The following is an 18,653-nucleotide window of genomic DNA, read 5'->3' on the forward strand; positions in this document are numbered from 1 at the left end:
GACTCCATTCGCTACCGAAAGTGCGCGTCGGAAACAAAATTCCAAACTGCGATCTCCCTTCGGCCAATTTATTCAGTAAGATCGTCTATCTGCAATCCGATCGGCTCAGCTCCGGCAATTTTTACCGCGTCAATAACCTTAACCACCTCACCGTAACGAACCGACTTGGGCGATTTGATAAATAGGGTCTTTTCCACTTGGTTCGTACCTTCGCGGAAAGCACCTTGGTTTTCCCTTTCCCTAAATGTCTCGCGAAGCTTATTCGTCAGAGCATCTGTATTCGAGACATCACCGAACGGCTCGTTGTTAAGCGTTAGTGCCTTGGTCTGTCCGTTAATCGCAACAACAAGCGTGAGCGGATTAGGCTTAACAATTGACATGTCCTGATTTTTCGGCTCCGCCGGAACCTTTGCCTCAAACTTGCTAGGTTTAAGCGGCGTGATAACCATAAAAATAATCAGCAGAACGAGCAATACGTCGATCAGCGGGGTTACGTTGATTTGCGGTGTGGCGCCGTCGCCGCCGCCTGTTGACATTCCCATTTTGTTTTCTTCCTTTGAAGCCTCAATGGCGAGGTTCAGGCCTATTTGGCTGGTTCAACCCCTTTTTTCTTGTCAGCTACGAGGCCGATCTTATCAATATCAACCTTACGAATCGTATCGATGGCCTGGACAACTTTGCCGTAATCGACATCGATGTCGGCTTTTATGTAAACGATACGCTTTTCCGGCAATTTATTTTCCATGCGTCTCTTTATCACGTCTTCCAGTGCATCAAGCGGATATCCCTGCTTACCTATATTGAAAGTTCCGTCTTTTGTGATAGCAACTACGACTGAAGTGTCTTTCGCAATTTCTTCATCAGTTTCCGGACTTATCATTTCTTTCGGCAGGTTAACAGATACACCTGCCTGCAGAAGCGGCGTGACGATCATGAAAATGATCAAAAGCACCAGCATCACGTCCACCATCGGAGTGACGTTGATGTCGGAGTTGTATTCGTTGGTTCCACCGATCTTCGTACTCATAGCAAAACTCTCCTATAGCCTGAAAAGACCGCTCCTAGCCTCTAAGACTTTTAGCACGCTGTCTGATGAAATAGTCAACAAGCTCGGAAGCTGAGTTCTCCATTTCTACGCTAAAGCTTGTAACCTTGTTAGTGAAATAGTTAAAGAGCCACACAGCCGGAATAGCAACAAGAATACCAAAAGCGGTAGCAACCAGCGCCTCGGCGATTGCACCACCGACGGCTCCAATACCTGCGTTCTCGTTAGCTCTAAGAGCCTGGAACGCTCCAATAATACCAACAACGGTGCCGAAGAGGCCTACGAACGGAGCTGTCGAGCCGACAGTTGCAAGTCCTGAGAGACCGCGTTTTAACTCGGCAGTTTTAACGGCTATAGCTCGCTCAAGGGCACGCTCGGACGCAGCCATCTCATCGCTCGTGATCTCGCCGCCCTGATGAGCAGCAAACTCTTTCAAGCCTGACGATACGACCATCGCAAGGTGCGAATCTTTGTGCTTATCGCTAATGTTGATAGCTTCGTCGATATTGCTGTTTTTCAAAGCCTGAGCAACTTTCGGAGCATACTGTCTCGATTGTTGTTTGGCCTTATTATAGGTCAACCAACGTTCGATACCCACCGCGATCATGTACACCGACTGGATCAGCAGTGTAATGATAACGCCCCAGCCCGGAATAGTAAGGCTCTTTGCGATATCGTAGATACCAAATGAAACGCCACCTTCGGCGAACAGAAATGTCATGATTTTTCCTCCAAAGAAATCAAAAGAATCTAATAATTGCGTAAAATAGTTTAAAGCGGGAAGATGAATCATCTTTCCCGCATAAGACCGCTCGTTCTTTATGGAACAAAATTGTACGTAATAACGCCGGAAACCTTTACAGGTTGACCAGATAGAAGTGTCGGGCTAAATCTAGCACCTTGAGCAGCCGCAACAGCTGCAGCACGAAGCAAAGGATTGCCGCTAACAGCGCTGGCTGAAACTACACGTCCGCTCTCGTCGATCAAAACTTGTACACTGACTGGACCACCAGCTCGAATCGCCTTAGCCGCAGCTGGATACGCCGGTTTGGGCAAACTTGTCGCCTTACCGTTGAGAACACCACCGGATACCGTTTTAGGCACAACCTTCTTTGGCGGCGGCGGCGGTTCGTCATCACTTGCAGGCGGCTTTTCCGTACTACCACCGGATATTCCGGTCGTACTACCATTGTCAACGACTGCCCCTCTTCCAGCATCAGCTTTGATGGTCGTATTAGAATCCGAATCGCCAAGCTTTGTGTTGAACTCCGGTCGAATCGTAGCCTTAGTCATCTTGGCCGTGCTTATAGGGGGCGGCTCTTTCGTTAACATATCGATACTCGCTATTAACTCTTTACGGGTATCTGCCGCTACCTGCTTTTCAGGTTGCTTCTCCTCAGGCTTAGGTGGTTCCTCTTCCGTAACAGGCACAGGAGCAACTAGCGTATCAAGAGCCAACTCATCCCCACCCATACCGAAATCTTTGGCAAAAAGGCTATACGTCCAACTGCCGAGCAATATCGAGACCATAATGATAAGGACGACCGCGAGAAACTCACTTCGCCTTTTGTTTTCTCTGGAATTGCTTTTCGATTCAACTAATTGATCTAGCATCTTATTTCCTCCCTCTTTCCGGTGCCATTTCAGGTCAAGGGTTACGAATCCTTACATTGCATTTGATGAACTACTTCCGATTCAAGTTGTAATCACAATGAAACATCGAGATTAGAATCTGAAAGGTGAATTCACATCCGCTTCATTCTTTATTCTATTACCACGCAGAAACTTCGATGTCCGAAGGCTTGAGCGGGTAAATTCTACTTACACCATTTCGATTCAAATTTAAGAAGCGAAAAGGCAGAAGCAAAAAAAGTAAATTGACCAGCAACGAAATGAAGTCTAAAAGTTACAGCGGCGAAAGTCAAGAATAATCTCTTTTTTTCTTAAGCTTCACACTTTGACTCGCCGTGTTCTAGATTGTCTATCCAGATAAAACAAATCCAACTATAATTGCGTTCAAAAAGTCTACCGAGTTACAGGCCTTCTTGTAACAGTTCGGCGCGAAGTTGATGCGAGTTTTTCGCCTGTCTCTTGCGGGGCAAGAACCTCTTTCATTTTTGCTTCTCCGAGCTTATTCTGCCACCAAATGGCAATCGGACTTGCAATCGCGATCGTTGAATACGTTCCCGTGATTGATCCAACAAATAGAGCAAGCGAGAAACCTCTTAGCACCTCTCCGCCAAACAGAACCAATGCGGCAACTGAAAGCAAGACCAACCCGTTGGTAACGATCGTTCGCGACATCGTCTGGTTTATCGAGTCATTAGTCAATTTGTAAAGGGAATCACCACGATGCAAACTTAGGTTCTCACGGATTCGGTCAAAAATAACTATAGAGTCGTTAACCGAAAATCCGACGAGTGTAAGCAGAGCGGCAAGAACCGTTAGGCTGATCTCCCATTGGAACATCGAGAAAAATGCAAGCGTTATCAAAACATCATGAAATACAGCGATAACCGCGCCGGCAGCATATGTCCAATCATATCTAAACGCGATAAAAAGCAGAATCCCCAACAAGCCAAGTAGCGTTGCCAGTACTGCTTGATTTCGAAGCTGTTCACCCGCGACCGGACCAACGGCGTCAGTACCAACAATTTTATAGGAAGCAGTTGCGTCGTCCGGAAGTTGTGTGGCTCCGACAGCTTCCGTTCCAAAAGTGTCGAGTGCCTTCTTGACAACGCATCTACCGGCCTCTGGCATCGGCTGACTATTTTCATCAACACAGTCTTCGCGTTGGCCGAGATTCGGCACCTTGACGAGCACTTCGTCGGTCTTATCGGTTGAATCCTGGATTATGGCCTCTGTAACCCCCACATTCTGGAGAGAGGCACGAATATCATCCGTGGACGGTTTCTGCTTAAACTTCGCCGTGACAACAGTTCCGCCCTGAAAATCAACCCCTAAGTTGAAGGCGTCAGTGCCGCCGTCTGTAAATTGACGACCGACAGCAGATAAGAGTCCGGCTAAAAGGATTGCGATAGACAGAGCGCTAAATATCTTGCGCTTCCCCATCCAGTCAACATGAATATTGGTAAAAAACTCAAACATTATTTTATTTTTCTATTTGCGATTCCTGTATTTTTTTCACGTGCGATCGCATTATGCTAATTTGAAATCGCAAACAACATTAGATACTAAGTTGCTTTAGATCAGGCTTTCGTTCGATCAGCCACATAAATATCGTTCTCGACACGAAAACCGCCGAAAACAGATTGATAAGCAATCCAAGTATAAGTGTAACGGCGAACCCCTTGATCGGGCCGGAGCCGTACATGTAAAGAATGACTGACGACAATATAGTGGTTATGTGCGTATCAATAATAGTTACAAAGGCTCGGTCAAAGCCCTGTTCGACAGCCTCCACAACCCCTTTACCAGCACGAAGCTCCTCACGCATTCTCTCAAAGATCAGCACATTGGAATCCACCGCCATGCCTATTCCCAGAATGAAGCCAGCTATGCCCGGAAGAGTCAATGTCGAGTCGAACATAACCAAGGCCGCCATTGTGAGCAGCATATTTAACAACAGAGCTACAACTGCATTGACACCAGATCCGCGATAGTAGAGGAGCATGAAGATGACAACAAAAACCAACCCGCCCAAAGAGGCCTCAACACCTGCCTTAATAGAATCTGCTCCAAGGCTTGGCCCAACTGTCCTTTCCTCTTGATATTCGATCTTGGCAGGCAAGGCTCCGGATTTTAACGTAAGAGCCAGATCATCGGCGGTAGCTTTTGTAAAACGTCCTGAAATTTCGCCCTGATCGAAGATCTGCGATTTGATATAGGCCGCGGATTTAACTTCGTCATTTAGGACAACACCCATATAATTATTGATGTTCTTCCCCGTCCACTCGCCAAATTTCTGAGCTCCTGCTGGCTTGAATGCAAACGCGATTTGAAAGTCTTTGTCAGACCCAGTTCGGGAAACAGCATTCGCATCACGCAATTCACTGCCGTCAACGACTGCAGGATACTCAACAACCACAAATTCCGAAGGCGTCTTCGCCGCTTCTGGTTTGTTCGATTTTGTATCCTTCGGTGTATCGCGATCGGCGAAGGGGAAAACCTTACGTGTCGCGGTCTCTTTTCCCCCTATAGACTGCAAAGCAGCGTCTCTGGTTGGATATGTCTGAACCGGTGAAGGGTTAGGCGGACCAACGATCTTCATTAATGCCAGATTCGATTCAGCTCCAATGAGCGACTTAACGCGCTCGGGGTCGTCAACGCCCGGCATCTGAAGCAGTATTTGATCGGACGATTCGGCGCCGTGTCTTTGAAGCGTCGGCTCTTTTACGCCAAAAGCGTTAATGCGGCTCTCGATGATCTTTAGAGCCTGTTCGACTGCCTGACGCTTCATGAGTTCCTGCATCTGCCCGGGAAGTGACCAAGTAATCGAATTTCCACTTCCAGATTCTGTCCAATTGGACAGATCGACTTTCTTTTTGACCTCATCGATGACTGCCTGCGACTGTGCGGCATCTGAAAGAACTAGGCCGAAAACGTAATTCTTATTCTCTGCCGTAATCGTGTTCTCGGTAACCGGCAATTTCGCATCCTGAGCCGCAGTAAGAGCAGCCTGAGCATTGTTCTCGGTCAGCGTCTTCAAGTAATCATCGGTCTTTACCCGCATTACAAGATGCGATCCACCTTTTAGGTCTAAGCCAAGATTAATATTCGTGGCAAGATTGTCCTTGATTCCCTGCCATGTAAGATCGTTCGCGTTAGGCGCTCGACGCGGCCCAAATACGACGTAAAGACCCGCAAGGGTTATGGCGATAATGATCGCCGTCCTTATCCATAAACCGGTATTCTTCATATAACTCGTGAATCCTGAACTAGTGAATCGTAAATCGAGGCGATTTCTATTCACGAACTCCGTCTAACTGCTATTCTGGCTTTTTGCCGACAACGGCACTTTTCCCAACTTCAAGAAAGGATTTTTCAGCGCTTACAATAATAAAGCTGGTCTCCTTGATCTCTTTTATCTTTCCAATGATCCCGCCATTCGTTACGACCTCGTCATTGATCTTCATCTGCGAGATCATTTCCTGAAGCTGCTGCTTCTGTTTTTTTTGCGGCAATATGACCAAAAAATAAAAGATGCCAAAAATAAAAACGAATGGCAAGAGGGTCCAGATCAGGCTGCCGCTGCCCGCAGGTTCACCCTGAAACAGAAAAAGAAACATATTCATACTTTCGTTGTGCCTAAAGACAAAAACTCAATGATATACAGTCACAAGACGTTAATCAACCACCTGAACCGTCATTTTCGGATAATTTATCAATAAATTTAGTTTTGAACTCCTTAAACTCGCCAACTTTTATCGCTTCTCGCACCTGCCGCATTGTTTCCATGAAGAATGAAACATTGTGATGCGAGATCATTATCGAGGCATTCATTTCATTGGCCTGATACAAATGCCGCAGGTATCCAAGTGAATATCGACGACAAACGGAACACGAACAGTCTGGATCAAGCGGGCCTGAATTGAGTGCAAATTTGGCGTTGCGAATATTGAGTTTCCCACGCGATGTAAACGCGCTTCCGGTACGGCCATTACGCGTCGGGATAACGCAATCGAACATATCGACGCCGCAATTCACAGCTTCTATCAGATCTTCCGGCGTTCCGACGCCCATCAAATATCGCGGGGCGTCTTGCGGCATCTTTGGCGCTAGGTAATCAAGAACCTCGTACATAACGCTCTTTTCCTCGCCAACACTTAGGCCGCCGATCGCATAACCGTCAAACCCGATCTCGACCGTCCGATCGAGACTTTCTTTTCGCTGGTCTAAATGGCCTGCCCCTTGTATAATGCCAAACAGAGCTTGCGTGCCAGATAGATCAGAGGTTCCCGTTAACACAGCCGATCTAGATTGAAGTTCATCAAATGTAACTTTGGAGCGATGGGCCCATCTTGCAGTCATCTCCAAACTCTTTCTCGTTTCTTCAAATCCCGCATCTCCGGGCGGGCATTCGTCAAAGACCATCACTACATCCGAACCAAGTGCAGCTTGAACCTCCATCGAAACTTCGGGTGAGAGGAATTGTTTACTTCCGTCGAGATGGGAACGAAATTCGACACCTTCTTCCGTAAGTTTGCGCAGGTCTGTCAGCGAAAAGACCTGAAAGCCGCCAGAATCAGTCAGGAATGAACGTTCCCAAGAAGTAAAATTATGCAAGCCGCCAAAATGACGAATAGTATCAACTCCGGGCCTCAAAAAAAGGTGATATGTATTGGCGAGAATGATCCGCGCATCCATTTCCGACTCAAGCCATTCAAAACGAATTCCCTTGACAGCACCTTGAGTTCCAACAGGCATAAAAACAGGCGTCTCAATAACAGAGCGTCTCGTTCTAAGCACACCGGCTCGTGCTTCGCCATCGCGGGCGGTCACTGTCCAATCAATCGGTTTCATAATGGATTTAACACCAGACGCGAAAGTGCAAAGACGGACATCTTTGCGACTTTGCGTTAGAAAGTTTATTTTTTCTTTCCTACAAGAGCCCAAATACCCGAAGCACCACCAGCAGTTTCAGAGATGATCGTGCCTTGCTCATTTACAAGAACTGCGGACGGCGTTCCGTACATCCCAAACTTTTCGGCTGTAGCGAATCCTTCCTCCAGAATGATCGGCGACTTGAGGCCAAAATCTTTGTGTTCGTCAATATTTCCCTCGGAAAACACCACAAGTGCCGGATCGTTTTCGCCTTTTGCAACATCCCAATCACGAAGTTCCGCGATCATCTCACGACAAAACGGACACGTTAGGCTCCAAAATGTCACTAGCGTCTCTCGCCCCCTAAACGAATCAGAACTTATCTGATTGCCGTGAATATCAGCAAGCGAGAATTGAGGGATCGTCTCACCCAACTTACTGCCGTGTGAATGCCCGTTGTGATTTGTAAAATACGTGATCTTTTCTTTCGAATTTTGCTTTATATTTTCAACAAGCTCGCGAATCGCGCCGTCACCAGCCGCGACGTGGCTGGCAATTCTTCCATTTGCGTCCAAAAGAATAGCAGTCGGTGTCCATTGAGCTTTAACAGCATCGGCAACTTCGCGTTCATTTTGCAGAAGGATCAACTTCCTGGCTGAGCCCGCAAATTTCCCTGCATTTTCTTCCGCCGAACCGTTACTCAAGAACACGATCTTCATTACCTCATTCAAATCAGACTGCCATTGTTCGAACTCCGGCAGGAGTGCCTTGCACGGATTACATGTTGGGCTGACGAATAAGAATAAAATCGGTTTACGTTCTGCCTTAAGGTCATCAAGCGCGACGACGCCTCCACTCAGATCAGGCAGTTGAAAATCAGGAAATATCGCACCGATAGGCAGCCCTTCATTTGGCAATCCAGCTTCGTCTCGAGTGACTGAGCCGCCTTCCTGAGCGACAAGTTCAATGATCTCCAGCCGACGCATGATCTGCCTCTGCTGCTCAGAGATATGTTTAAGATGGAACAATACGGTCACAAAAAAGGCGACGCTCGCAATTCCGAAAACCAGCTGCATAACATCCAGACTTGGATCAGCTAAACTCATTCCCTGCGCACCGATTCCACGAATAACTAAAAACGCCGTCGGGATAGCAAAGACCATGTTGCGAATCACGCTAATTTTACCAACCGGTTCGCTATGTATCTGGCCGAAACAATGGCAATCAGGAGCATTGCCCTTGGCCATCTGATAGATCATCTGGCCGATAAACAACACGAGCAAGAACAACGCACACACCGCCGCGACCCACGAAGTCGTCGTGAACAAAAACAAAACTGCGATCGCGATCTCAAAAACTGACAGAGCAATGGACGAAGGTTTCGCGATCGCCGCAGGCACGCCAAATTCCTTGAAGGCCTTTTCCGAGCCAGCGAGGTCGAGGAATTTCGCAACACCCGCAAGGCCAAAAATTCCTGCGAGCGCAAGCCTTAAAATAAGTAAAAATACTTCCATTACGAATAACTCAAATCATTTTATCGTACGATATCAGTTTTTTCCAATATACGTGCAAAACGCTAAAGAACGTGATGTCGGTGCAGAGTTTCGAGGACATTCCAAGTCAGGATGAAGTCAAAACGGGTCCGCTGGCTAAGCGGTGTCCGAAGAGCACCGACCGCGTGAAATAATACTGGTGAAAGCGTGAGATCGTTACGCAGTTTAAATACCAGGCTCGTGTATAGCCGTTTGCCCGGCAGAAACCTATCGCCGTTTAGCGTAAACCATCTATCAATTCGCGCGAATCCTCCGTTTACCATCAAATGTTTGTTAATGACCTTCTCACCGAAAATATCGAAACCATAGCCTTTCGGCGTAGAAACGCGTTGATATGCATCGAAAAGGAGCGTGTTAAGGAAAAAATGTTTCGGTTTTATCCGCACTGCCTCGCGGAGCGTGTCGGTGCCTAAGACAAAAGTGTAATCAGCCGAAAACCCAATCCGCTTCGTCGCCTGCTTGCGAACAAGAATTTGACGATAATTCGACTCATTGAGCCGGTGGAGCCTACCAAAAATGCTTGGGCGTATTAGATCGCCAAGATAGGCGTTGGTCGCGGAGATCTCATCAAAATAAAGCGATTTCGGAGCCCGAATGACAATTCTTGCTCCGGTGATAAAACCGTCGTTGTCATATGTTGTCGCCTCGGAATTCTCGCCGCTATTGATTGTGATGCCGCCGATCTGCACCTCGATCTTCTTTGTCAGTTTCGCATCAAAATAGAGCTGCTTGACGTAAACATTGGACTGCAGTTTGCCGGTTCCAGGGCCGAGGTTGTTCCAGTTTGAAATAAAGTTAGAACCTGTAAAAACCCCAGCGTTCACGCTATAGCGGCCTGCTCTGTCAAATTTGAACCTAGTCTTAAAAGCAACTTGCCACTGTGCTTGATCGTTGAGCGTCTCGTTGTTGTCAGCCCTTGCGTATCGGTAACGCGTGACAAAGTTGAATATATCAACCTCTATCCAGCGTTTGAAATCCGATCCAAGCACCGGCTCCGGCGTCGTCTGCGGCGAAGAAATTGGAACTTGGGCGCTCACTCCAGTGAGTGAAAGGCAAAAGAGCGCGACCACAGAAAAGACCAACGCTTTTTTCAAAAACAATTCGATGACGTTCATACAAATGCAAGATCTTAACGTGCAGGTTTTGACACTTTATGACGCTCGACGAGTTTTATCGGTGTTGCGAAAAAGCCAAACTTTTCGCGAAGCTGATTTTCAATATAACGCAGATAAGAAAAGTGCAGTTTTCCTCTCCCGCCCGAAGTAAACAAAATAAACAGCGGCGGTCGAATTCCAGCTTGTGTCAGGAATTGTACTTTCAGACGCGAAACACTGCTTTTCCCCGGTGATGGTGCTCCGCCGCCTTTTGGTTGTGAGATCGCGTCCTCGAAAAAGCGGTTTAGCATCGAAGTCTGAACACGTTCATTTCGCGCCACATGTGCCTGGGCAACCAAAGGCAGTATTTTGGTGACTCGTTGACCGGTCAGTGCCGAAGTCGTTACGATCGGAGCCCAGTCGAGAAACTTCATCGCCATACGCAAGGTGTGTTCGAACTCATAAATTGTGTTAGTTTCCTTCTCCTCCTTTGCATCCCATTTATTGACGACGATGATCACTGAACAACCCGAATCGACTGCATAACCCGCGATGTTTGCATCAAGATTTGTCACGCCTTCGACAGCATCAATTACTAGCAATGCCACATCAGCTCGTTCGAGTGCCTTGCGGGCCATAATTACCGAGAGCTTTTCTGACATCTCGAACGTCTTTCCCTTGCGGCGGATTCCGGCTGTGTCTATTATGAGAAAATTATTGCCATCAACTGTCAAATGAGTATCGATCGCGTCGCGGGTCGTTCCCGGAATCGGTGAAACGATCACGCGCTCCTCGCCGAGCAATTTATTCAGCAGCGAAGATTTTCCAACGTTTGGACGGCCGATGATCGCGAGTTTGATCTCCGTTGGTTTTGTCTCGTCGTCCTCTTCTTCAAATTCCAAATGCTCGAAGATCATATCGAGCAGATCGCCAACACCGGTTCCGTGTTCGGCGGAAACTGGCGACATTTCAAAGCCGAATTGGTAAAACTCGCCAGCTTCGCTCTCAACGGTTCTCGATTCGACTTTGTTGGCAGCGATGATGATCGGTTTGCCTGTGTTACGAAGCAAAACTCCCAATTCCTCATCAAGCGGCGTCACACCCGCGCGAGAATCAAGCACCCAAATTATCACCTTCGACTCGTCAATTGCGTGTGAGGCCTGCTTGAAAATATTTGACGGAATGATCGCCTCGTCGTCCGGCACGATGCCGCCGGTATCGACCAGCCGAAAAGTCTTCGCCTTCCACTCAACCTCGCCAAACATCCGGTCGCGCGTAATTCCCGGCTCATCGCCGACAATTGCCTTGCGGCTTCCTGTCAATCGATTGAACAATGTAGATTTGCCGACATTAGGCCGGCCGATGATCGCGACGAGCGGTTGCTTCATATCTGTTGTGCTTGATTCTAGCAAACAGAATGTATAATTGGCGATGTTATGAAATTTGACCTCGACCGTTCAGTAGAAATATTAAGCCAGACGCCTTACACACTATTGCGAATGCTGGAAGGCCTTTCGCCTGAATGGACAGAAAGCGAAAGCAACAAAGAAAATTGGGCGCCATATGACGTTATCGGCCACTTGATCCATTGCGAAGAAACCGACTGGAGCCCGCGAGTCGAGGTTATTTTGGCACAGGGTGAGAACAGAACATTTGAGCCGTTTGATCGCCTTGCCCAGTTTGAAAAGTCGAAAGGAAAGCCGCTTAACGATCTTCTTACCGAATTCGGTTATGCCCGCAACGCGAGCATAGAGAAACTCATCCGCTGGCAATTAACTCCTGAAAAACTTGCGCTAAAAGGCATACATCCCGACCTCGGCGAAGTGACTCTCGAACAGCTTCTATCCACATGGGTAGTCCACGACCTCGGCCACATCCGCCAGATCGTCACATACATGGCTGCCAAATATGAAAGCAATGTCGGCCCTTGGAAATCTTATCTCTCGATCCTAAACAAATAAAAACGGCCTCGTTCATTCAAACGAGGCCGCAAAACCCAAAGGGTCCTTCAGTTTAGTTGGAAAGTGCAAGATTGAGGATCGTGCCTGCAATGGCGCTTAATATCGAATACTTACCATTCGAATAATTGCCGTACTGATTTCGGCTGTAGTATCCGTCCTCGTAACCGCGTTGGAAACCTTCGCGGAAGTAGTGATTGTACTCGTCGTAGCTGACATAGTAGCTGTCATAGCCATAAGAGGCGTCTTGATAACCGTATGAATTCTGGTAATTATAACCCCAATTATCAGCCCGGTCGGCCCGTCCGGCATTGAAGCCTTGCTCGTAGCCGTTATTGACCGCGTCACGAAGCATCTGAGCACCGTACTGGCTCGTGTAGTAGTAATTGCCGCCGCGATAGTATCGATAGTTGTTTACGTAATTATCGTAATATCTCGCCTGCTGCAAACGCAGTTGGTCGCGTCTAATACGTTCCCAATAAGCCTGCTGATAACGCAAATACGCGTTACGTCTTTCCTGCTGCAAACGACGGTCGCGCTGCTGCTGGATGTTCTGCCAGTTGCTCCAACGCCGGTTGTAATCGTTCCAACGCTCGCGCTGTAACTGTTGCTGCTGCTGACGATTAATTCGCTGTTTAGGCTGATTAAAATCACCCTGCGCCTGGCTTTGAATTAAAGGCGGACGAGTCGTGCGGCGGTCCGATTGCTGCTGGATTAGACGCTGTTCATTAGCTTTTCGCGTCTGCTCCTGCCGCTGAGTTTGCTGCCAAACCTGCTGCTGCTTCTGCTGTTCCTGCTGGATCCTGCGTTGATCATTCGCCTGCCTTACCTGCTGCTGACGCTGATCCTGCGCCTGCTTTACTTGTTGCTGGCGCTGCTCCTGAGCCTGCCGACGCTCAGCTTGCTGCGGAGAAACGACCGGCGGCTGTTTTGTAGGCTGCTGTTGCTGTTTTTCCTTTTCCGCCTGCTGCTCGGCCTTTTTCTCCTGGCCGCGATTATTACGCTGGGCAAAAGCGTCGCCGCTGATCCCAAGCGTCATAACGCCCGCCGCAAACAATGATAACGCTAATTGTTTTGTTCGTTCTTTTAACATAATTTCTCCCATTAATGACTGCATATCGGGCCAGCCTTTCTGGCTCTGGTATTAGGTATCGCAAATACCGTTCCATACAATTTTGCTCATTAACTAGGGGAAAATCTGTAATTTAGACGACAAACACGGACTATATCGTTGGGTTGCCAGCCTTTTTCGGTTACTAACATCACCCTTTCAGAAATTCATACATAACGCGAATGTTTAGCATTCCGCTGCCGATCTCAGGCCGAACGCTCGCCGCCTTCATACGCAGATTACCGCCGTTCTGAACCGGCACACCAAACGAAAGCTTGTCGAGCCGAATTATCTCGATAGGGTTCAGCTTTTTGTCGATCGAGCCCTGTAACAATTTGGCGATCATCGTTCCGCCAACACCGCCCGTGCCGTTAAGGTTTACGTTCAATACGCGAACCCGCCCGACGAGCCTTTGCCCTGCCTCGTCAAATTCGAGATCGATATTCGTCTCCGCCCAACCCGCAAAGCCAACACACCCTACAAACGGCGGAGCGTAATTCCCGGAAAAAGCCAGCGGCACAAAGATCTTGCCTTCGCGAAACCGTACCGCCGTGCGAACACCATCCATTTCGCGCAAAATTCTAACCGATTCGTTACATTTAGAACTTTTCTCTACCACTATAGGAAACTCCGGCGGATCGAAATGTTGAAATGTAGAATCAAGCAGCGCATCAAAAAAGGCCTCATTAAGGCTCACATTCACCTCAGCCTTTTGCGCATTCACCGCCGAAAATAACAAAAATAACGTCAAACCAATGGCAACTTGCTTGTAAATCATCCTTTTCATCCTAAAACTATTCTTTGCGTCCATTCAATCGATCCCGTATCACGCTAGCAAATCGCGACTGTAATTGAAATACGAATTTTCCAGATATAGCGTAACTTTCTAGATATGACGTGGATTTCCAGCCGTTAAATATGAAAAAACACGAACGAGGTTTAGGTCTCGTTCGTGTCTCTTTTTGTGTACCTTTCGTGGCTACGTTTAAGCTTTTTTAGCCTTAGCTTTCGCCGCGGCTTTTTTCGCCGGAGCTTTGTCAGCAGTCGCATTTATCGCAGGTGCTTTTTCGGCAGGATTGAGCATTGCTGACCAGCGATACTCAGGAGTTTCCCAACCATCTTTCAGCTTCTTTAGGATGAAGTCGGTCATGTTATCGACTATCCAGCGATGATTGGCTTCGCCTACCGAAGCAAGCTCAGCGTCGGGCGCCGGGTTCATGAAATCGATCGCGTACGGAATGCCATCCTTGATAGCAAACTCAACCGTATTGAGGTCGTAGCCGAGGGCGGTGCAGATCGTTTTCACATCTTTCTCAACACGCGCGTGCAGTTTGGGTTCGAGATAATCATCGACATTAACATACTGCATTCCCGACAGGTAAGGCTTTGACGGATCGTACGGCATTATGAGCACTTTTTCCTTTCCTACGCAGTAACAGCGGACGAATTGATCGTACTCAATTCCCTCCTGCAGCGTCATGCAAAGAGTGCCGGATTGGTTGTATTCGTTGAAAAGCTCTTCGAGATCGTTGATCTTCGACACATTCTTCCATCCGCCACCATCGAACGGTTTGAGGAACGCGGGAAAGCCTACATGATCGATCACAGACTGCCAATCGATCGGAAATTCAAGATTACGAAGCGATTCTGGCGTGATGTCCTTGATGTAGCTGTGCTGGGGCAGTAGAACTGTCTTCGGTATCGCAACGCCGAGCTTTGTTGCCAAGGCGAAGTTGAAGAATTTGTCGTCCGCCGACCACCAGAACGGGTTATTGATGATGTAAGTGCCTTCGAGAGCAAAACGCTTTAGGGCAGCACGATAATACGGCACTTCGTGTGAAATGCGGTCGATGATGACGTCGTAACGCTTTGTTTCATCGAGCGTGATGCCGCCAATATTGACCATTTCTGCAACGACTTTGCCTTTGCCTTTTTCGTTGATGCTGTTGATTATTGATTCGGGAAACGTTACCTCGCGTCCCACTAATATTCCTACTCTTTTCATAAAGTTATTATATTTGATATCTGATATTTAAAATTTCAGCTTTTGCTGAAATCGTAGATTTTAATCCAATACCAGTGGTGGGGCAAGCCGTCCGATTTAATTGCTCCAGACGATCAAAATGTAGTATCCTGTTGTTGTCACAGTTCTCGTGACGCCCTTACCGAATTCTCTACACGCTTTTTCAGGTTAACAAAACATTAAAATCACGATGGAAGCCTCACAAATCACATCTGCGCCGCAAAACGACAAAGCGGTACAGGCGTTTCATAACATTCTTCAACGAATGCTTTCAGTTGACAGTAAGGTAAGCGACCTTATTTTCTCACCGAGACGGCCGCCGCAAATAGAGCTTACCGGCGACCTTCAAGGCGTTCCGATTCCTGGCCTCGAAGCCCTCACACCTTCGCAGATCAAGACAATGGCCGATGTGATGCTGGCTGGAAACGAGCAAGGCTTAGAGACGCTCGACAAGAAAGGCTCTGCGGATATCTCATACGGCGTAGCGGGGCTTGGACGCTTTCGCGTAAATATTTTCCGTCAGAGAGGCAGCGTCGCGATCGTAATGCGTGTTATCCCAACCACACCGCCGAATTGGCAGGACCTGAATCTGCCTGCCGCTGTAATGAATGCGGCCGAGCTTAAAAACGGACTTGTTCTCGTTACCGGGCCAACTGGTTCAGGAAAATCGACGACGCTTGCAGCCGTGATCGATCTTATAAATGCGACAAAAAAATATCATGTCGTCACTATTGAAGATCCGATCGAGTTTATACACGAACACAAACTCTCGACTATCCATCAAAGAGAGCTTCACTCCGATACGCCTGATTTTGCTCTTGCCCTTAGGGCAGCGCTTCGGCAAGCCCCAAAAGTAATCCTAGTCGGCGAAATGCGTGATCGCGAGACCATAGAAGTCGCAATGGAAGCTGCCGAAACAGGCCACCTTGTATTGTCAACACTTCACACCATCGACGCCGCGAAGACGATTGACCGAATCATCGGGGTATTTCCAAAAGCTGAGGAAGCTGCGATACGAACGCGTCTCTCGCAATCGTTTCGACGAATAATCTCGCAGCGATTAATGCCAAAAGTCGGCGGCGGACGTGCTGCAGCCATCGAGATACTTGTGTCAAATTCGCGAACACGCGAATACATCGAGAAAGGTGAAAAAGAAGGCCGCTCAATCACCGACGCCATGATTGACGGCGCGATCGAAGGTATGCAGACGTTTGATCTCGAGCTTGAGAAAATGCTTAGGAACGGCACTATCACACGTGAGATCGCTCTGGCATACGCATCAAACGCAAACAACCTGGCGTTGATGATAAATGATCTAAGTGAGAAGCCTACTAAAGCAGAACCAGCCCCGTCGGCCGTGCCTCCACGGCCTCCAGCCAATGCAGTTCAAATCGAGGGCTTTGAACCATAACTTCTAAGATTCCCTAACGCAAAGTCGCCAAGACGCAAAGGAAAAGCTACGGAAACTAATTCACAGTTTTTCTTTGTTATAAACTTTGCGTCTTTGCAACTTTGCGCCGAAACCAATCCTATTTCGTCCCGGGCAAAAGTTCGTAATTGCCCATTTCCCGATTGAAGCTGTCGAGGGTTCCGACTTCGTCCGCGGTGGCGTCAAGCATTTGTTTTGTCATCGCGATGGAGTCAGACAACTGCTCAAAATCCAGGAGCGAGAATTTTTCGGGCGTTGAGATCGTGACGATCTCGCCTTTTAGGTATTCGAAGAAGTTTTCTATGGATTGCAGTTGACCTTCGACAAGTTTCACACTGCGTTCGATCTCGTCAAACGATGCGACACGTCGTTTTAATATCTCGACGTTTGTTTGTTGAATTCGTTTTGTTTTTTCATCGGTTGCCGATTCCATCGCGCGAAAAGCTTGCGAGAGTTGGTTGTGAACAGCGGTGCGGTTTATCGATTTGAGATGCTGTTTTCGGCGGCGATAGACGTCGAGCAGGTCGACGAAATCTTCCCAACGCTGATCGAGGCCTTTTAAGTTGGATGGAATTTCCCTCGCGCCGGCAAATTGTTTGTAATCGTCCTGTATCTTGGTGGCAACCCAGCGAAGGTATTCGACCGCCTCGCGTTCACGCGGCGTAAATGATTTGATCAATTTTTCGCGGCCGGCGTTATGAGCGGCGAGTGCCCGCTCTTTTTCGCGGCGGTTGACCATTTCACGGTATGCAGGAAGCATAGGCACAACGACGAGATAAACGGCTTCAAACACGAGCGCGATAAGCAGGGGAATTACACTGCCTGTATAAGCAGCAGCGACAAGAAATCCGGCGAGGCCCCAAAAATTGACGGGTTCCTTTATTGCCGCCTTGGCATAGCTCGTGTTAAACCTGTCGATGTCCTGCCGGTATTTTGCTAGATCCGCCATATCAAACTAACTAGATGCAATCCGCCCTTCGTGCGTTCGTTCCTGTTCTCCTAGTTGGAATGGCTTTTCTCATTCGCCGGTTCGATATCAAGGATATCTGCATCGTTAACATTACCGGCTTCGATCTGCTTACCACTCGAAGGCGTACCAGAACCTAACAATCCCATTTGCTGTTTGTATTCGAGCAGTTTGTCCTGCATCTGAATATCCATAGCTTCCCTCTCGATGTCCTGCATCTGAGTGTCAACCGACGCAGCACCAAGCTGAAGTTTTGCCTCTGCGGCTGCAACACGGCGGTCGATCTTTTCACGCATTTCGTTGAAAGTAGATGCATCGTCGCCGATGTTGAAAGCCTCCATCGTCTGAGCGAGCTGTTCCTGCAACTTGGCCTGTTTGGCGGCGCTTATAAGCTGGATCGCTTCGGCGGTGCGTTTTTTCATGTTGAGGACGTAGTTGTCACGCGCCTTTAGAGCTTGCTTTGAAGACAATTGAGCCTGCTCCGCTTGGGCTCCTGTGCGTTCAAGGTCTTGCTGTGCCTGTTGAAGCTGGCCGATATAAGCCGTCGCGATGTCATCGCGGCCCATTTTGACCGAGGCTTTGATCTTCGAATCAAGATCAACGACCTGAGTCGAAAGATTTTCCTTCTGTTTCAGCAAAAGCCGCTCCGTCGCCATTACCTGAGCAACCGAATTATTCAGTTCCGGCACGCGGTCGCGCATATCGCGGATCGTCTGCTGAAGCACAAGTTCCGGATTTTCGATCTTATCAAGCGCAGCGCCCGTACTAGCAAAAAACACTCTTTTAAATCTGGCCCACAGTCCCATTTTATCTATCTGCTCCTATACAATTGTGTTAAATCAACCCAATCGCCACTTTCCTTACGAATACAAAAAGGCAAAGTTGCAAATTCCGAATCAGTATAACAGGTATTTCGCCCGAAATGCGATGTGAAACTTGCGGTGTCATGCTTGCCGCACCTGGGATGCA

Annotated in this window: 18 protein-coding genes; 2 read left to right on the top strand and 16 right to left on the bottom strand. The window is 48.0% G+C overall.

What is annotated here, in order from left to right:
- Positions 1 to 68: 68 nt before the first annotated feature.
- The 11 genes from IPL32_16525 to der all read right to left on the bottom strand — a co-directional run bounded on the left by IPL32_16525 (position 69) and on the right by der (position 11,584).
- Complete coding sequence (locus IPL32_16525; protein ID MBK8467423.1) at positions 69 to 542, bottom strand: biopolymer transporter ExbD; 474 nt, start codon at positions 540 to 542, stop codon at positions 69 to 71.
- Between the two features lie 41 nt (positions 543 to 583).
- Positions 584 to 1,027, bottom strand: a complete 444-nt coding sequence (locus IPL32_16530; protein MBK8467424.1) for a biopolymer transporter ExbD — start codon at positions 1,025 to 1,027, stop codon at positions 584 to 586.
- A 34-nt stretch (positions 1,028 to 1,061) separates the two neighbouring features.
- Positions 1,062 to 1,766 carry a MotA/TolQ/ExbB proton channel family protein gene (locus tag IPL32_16535; protein MBK8467425.1) on the bottom strand — a complete coding sequence of 235 codons (705 nt, stop codon included), beginning with the start codon at positions 1,764 to 1,766 and terminating at the stop codon, positions 1,062 to 1,064.
- Positions 1,767 to 1,864: 98 nt separating this feature from the next.
- On the bottom strand, positions 1,865 to 2,659 hold the full coding sequence (locus IPL32_16540; GenBank protein ID MBK8467426.1) for a TonB family protein: 795 nt from the start codon (positions 2,657 to 2,659) through the stop codon (positions 1,865 to 1,867).
- 411 nt (positions 2,660 to 3,070) lie between these two features.
- Positions 3,071 to 4,153, bottom strand: a complete 1,083-nt coding sequence (secF, locus tag IPL32_16545) for a protein translocase subunit SecF (GenBank protein ID MBK8467427.1) — start codon at positions 4,151 to 4,153, stop codon at positions 3,071 to 3,073.
- 79 nt (positions 4,154 to 4,232) lie between these two features.
- A complete protein-coding gene (secD, locus tag IPL32_16550; protein ID MBK8467428.1) occupies positions 4,233 to 5,924 on the bottom strand; it encodes a protein translocase subunit SecD in 1,692 nt (563 codons plus the stop codon).
- 70 nt (positions 5,925 to 5,994) lie between these two features.
- The gene (gene yajC / locus IPL32_16555; GenBank protein ID MBK8467429.1) at positions 5,995 to 6,294 is read right to left on the bottom strand and encodes a preprotein translocase subunit YajC; all 300 of its coding nucleotides are present in this window, start codon (positions 6,292 to 6,294) and stop codon (positions 5,995 to 5,997) included.
- Positions 6,295 to 6,355: 61 nt separating this feature from the next.
- Positions 6,356 to 7,528 (bottom strand): tRNA guanosine(34) transglycosylase Tgt, encoded by a 1,173-nt coding sequence (gene tgt, locus IPL32_16560; GenBank protein MBK8467430.1) that lies wholly within the window; start codon positions 7,526 to 7,528, stop codon positions 6,356 to 6,358.
- 65 nt (positions 7,529 to 7,593) lie between these two features.
- Positions 7,594 to 9,063, bottom strand: a complete 1,470-nt coding sequence (locus tag IPL32_16565) for a redoxin domain-containing protein (GenBank protein MBK8467431.1) — start codon at positions 9,061 to 9,063, stop codon at positions 7,594 to 7,596.
- 62 nt (positions 9,064 to 9,125) lie between these two features.
- Positions 9,126 to 10,217 carry a hypothetical protein gene (locus IPL32_16570; GenBank protein MBK8467432.1) on the bottom strand — a complete coding sequence of 364 codons (1,092 nt, stop codon included), beginning with the start codon at positions 10,215 to 10,217 and terminating at the stop codon, positions 9,126 to 9,128.
- Between the two features lie 14 nt (positions 10,218 to 10,231).
- Positions 10,232 to 11,584: a ribosome biogenesis GTPase Der gene (gene der, locus IPL32_16575; GenBank protein MBK8467433.1), complete on the bottom strand. Its 1,353-nt coding sequence runs from the start codon at positions 11,582 to 11,584 to the stop codon at positions 10,232 to 10,234.
- Between the two features lie 48 nt (positions 11,585 to 11,632).
- Here der and IPL32_16580 point away from each other — a divergent pair, with 48 nt between their 5' ends.
- Positions 11,633 to 12,157 carry a DinB family protein gene (locus tag IPL32_16580; protein ID MBK8467434.1) on the top strand — a complete coding sequence of 175 codons (525 nt, stop codon included), beginning with the start codon at positions 11,633 to 11,635 and terminating at the stop codon, positions 12,155 to 12,157.
- Positions 12,158 to 12,209: 52 nt separating this feature from the next.
- Here IPL32_16580 and IPL32_16585 read toward each other — a convergent pair whose 3' ends face one another.
- From IPL32_16585 to IPL32_16595, 3 genes are all read right to left on the bottom strand, one after another.
- Positions 12,210 to 13,247, bottom strand: coding sequence for a hypothetical protein (locus IPL32_16585; protein ID MBK8467435.1), 1,038 nt, complete (start codon positions 13,245 to 13,247; stop codon positions 12,210 to 12,212).
- Between the two features lie 169 nt (positions 13,248 to 13,416).
- Positions 13,417 to 14,043 (bottom strand): hypothetical protein, encoded by a 627-nt coding sequence (locus tag IPL32_16590; GenBank protein MBK8467436.1) that lies wholly within the window; start codon positions 14,041 to 14,043, stop codon positions 13,417 to 13,419.
- A gap of 207 nt (positions 14,044 to 14,250) precedes the next feature.
- On the bottom strand, positions 14,251 to 15,270 hold the full coding sequence (locus IPL32_16595; GenBank protein MBK8467437.1) for a hypothetical protein: 1,020 nt from the start codon (positions 15,268 to 15,270) through the stop codon (positions 14,251 to 14,253).
- A gap of 208 nt (positions 15,271 to 15,478) precedes the next feature.
- Between IPL32_16595 and IPL32_16600 the strand changes: the two genes are divergently transcribed.
- Positions 15,479 to 16,699 (top strand): PilT/PilU family type 4a pilus ATPase, encoded by a 1,221-nt coding sequence (locus tag IPL32_16600; GenBank protein ID MBK8467438.1) that lies wholly within the window; start codon positions 15,479 to 15,481, stop codon positions 16,697 to 16,699.
- 118 nt (positions 16,700 to 16,817) lie between these two features.
- On the opposite strand, the gene IPL32_16605 is transcribed toward IPL32_16600, so the two are convergent.
- Complete coding sequence (locus IPL32_16605) at positions 16,818 to 17,666, bottom strand: hypothetical protein (protein MBK8467439.1); 849 nt, start codon at positions 17,664 to 17,666, stop codon at positions 16,818 to 16,820.
- A 50-nt stretch (positions 17,667 to 17,716) separates the two neighbouring features.
- Positions 17,717 to 18,463, bottom strand: a complete 747-nt coding sequence (locus IPL32_16610) for a PspA/IM30 family protein (protein MBK8467440.1) — start codon at positions 18,461 to 18,463, stop codon at positions 17,717 to 17,719.
- Positions 18,464 to 18,653 lie beyond the last annotated feature (190 nt).

The sequence above is a fragment of the Chloracidobacterium sp. genome (assembly GCA_016711345.1).
In the GTDB taxonomy this organism is placed as follows: Bacteria; Acidobacteriota; Blastocatellia; order Pyrinomonadales; family Pyrinomonadaceae; genus OLB17.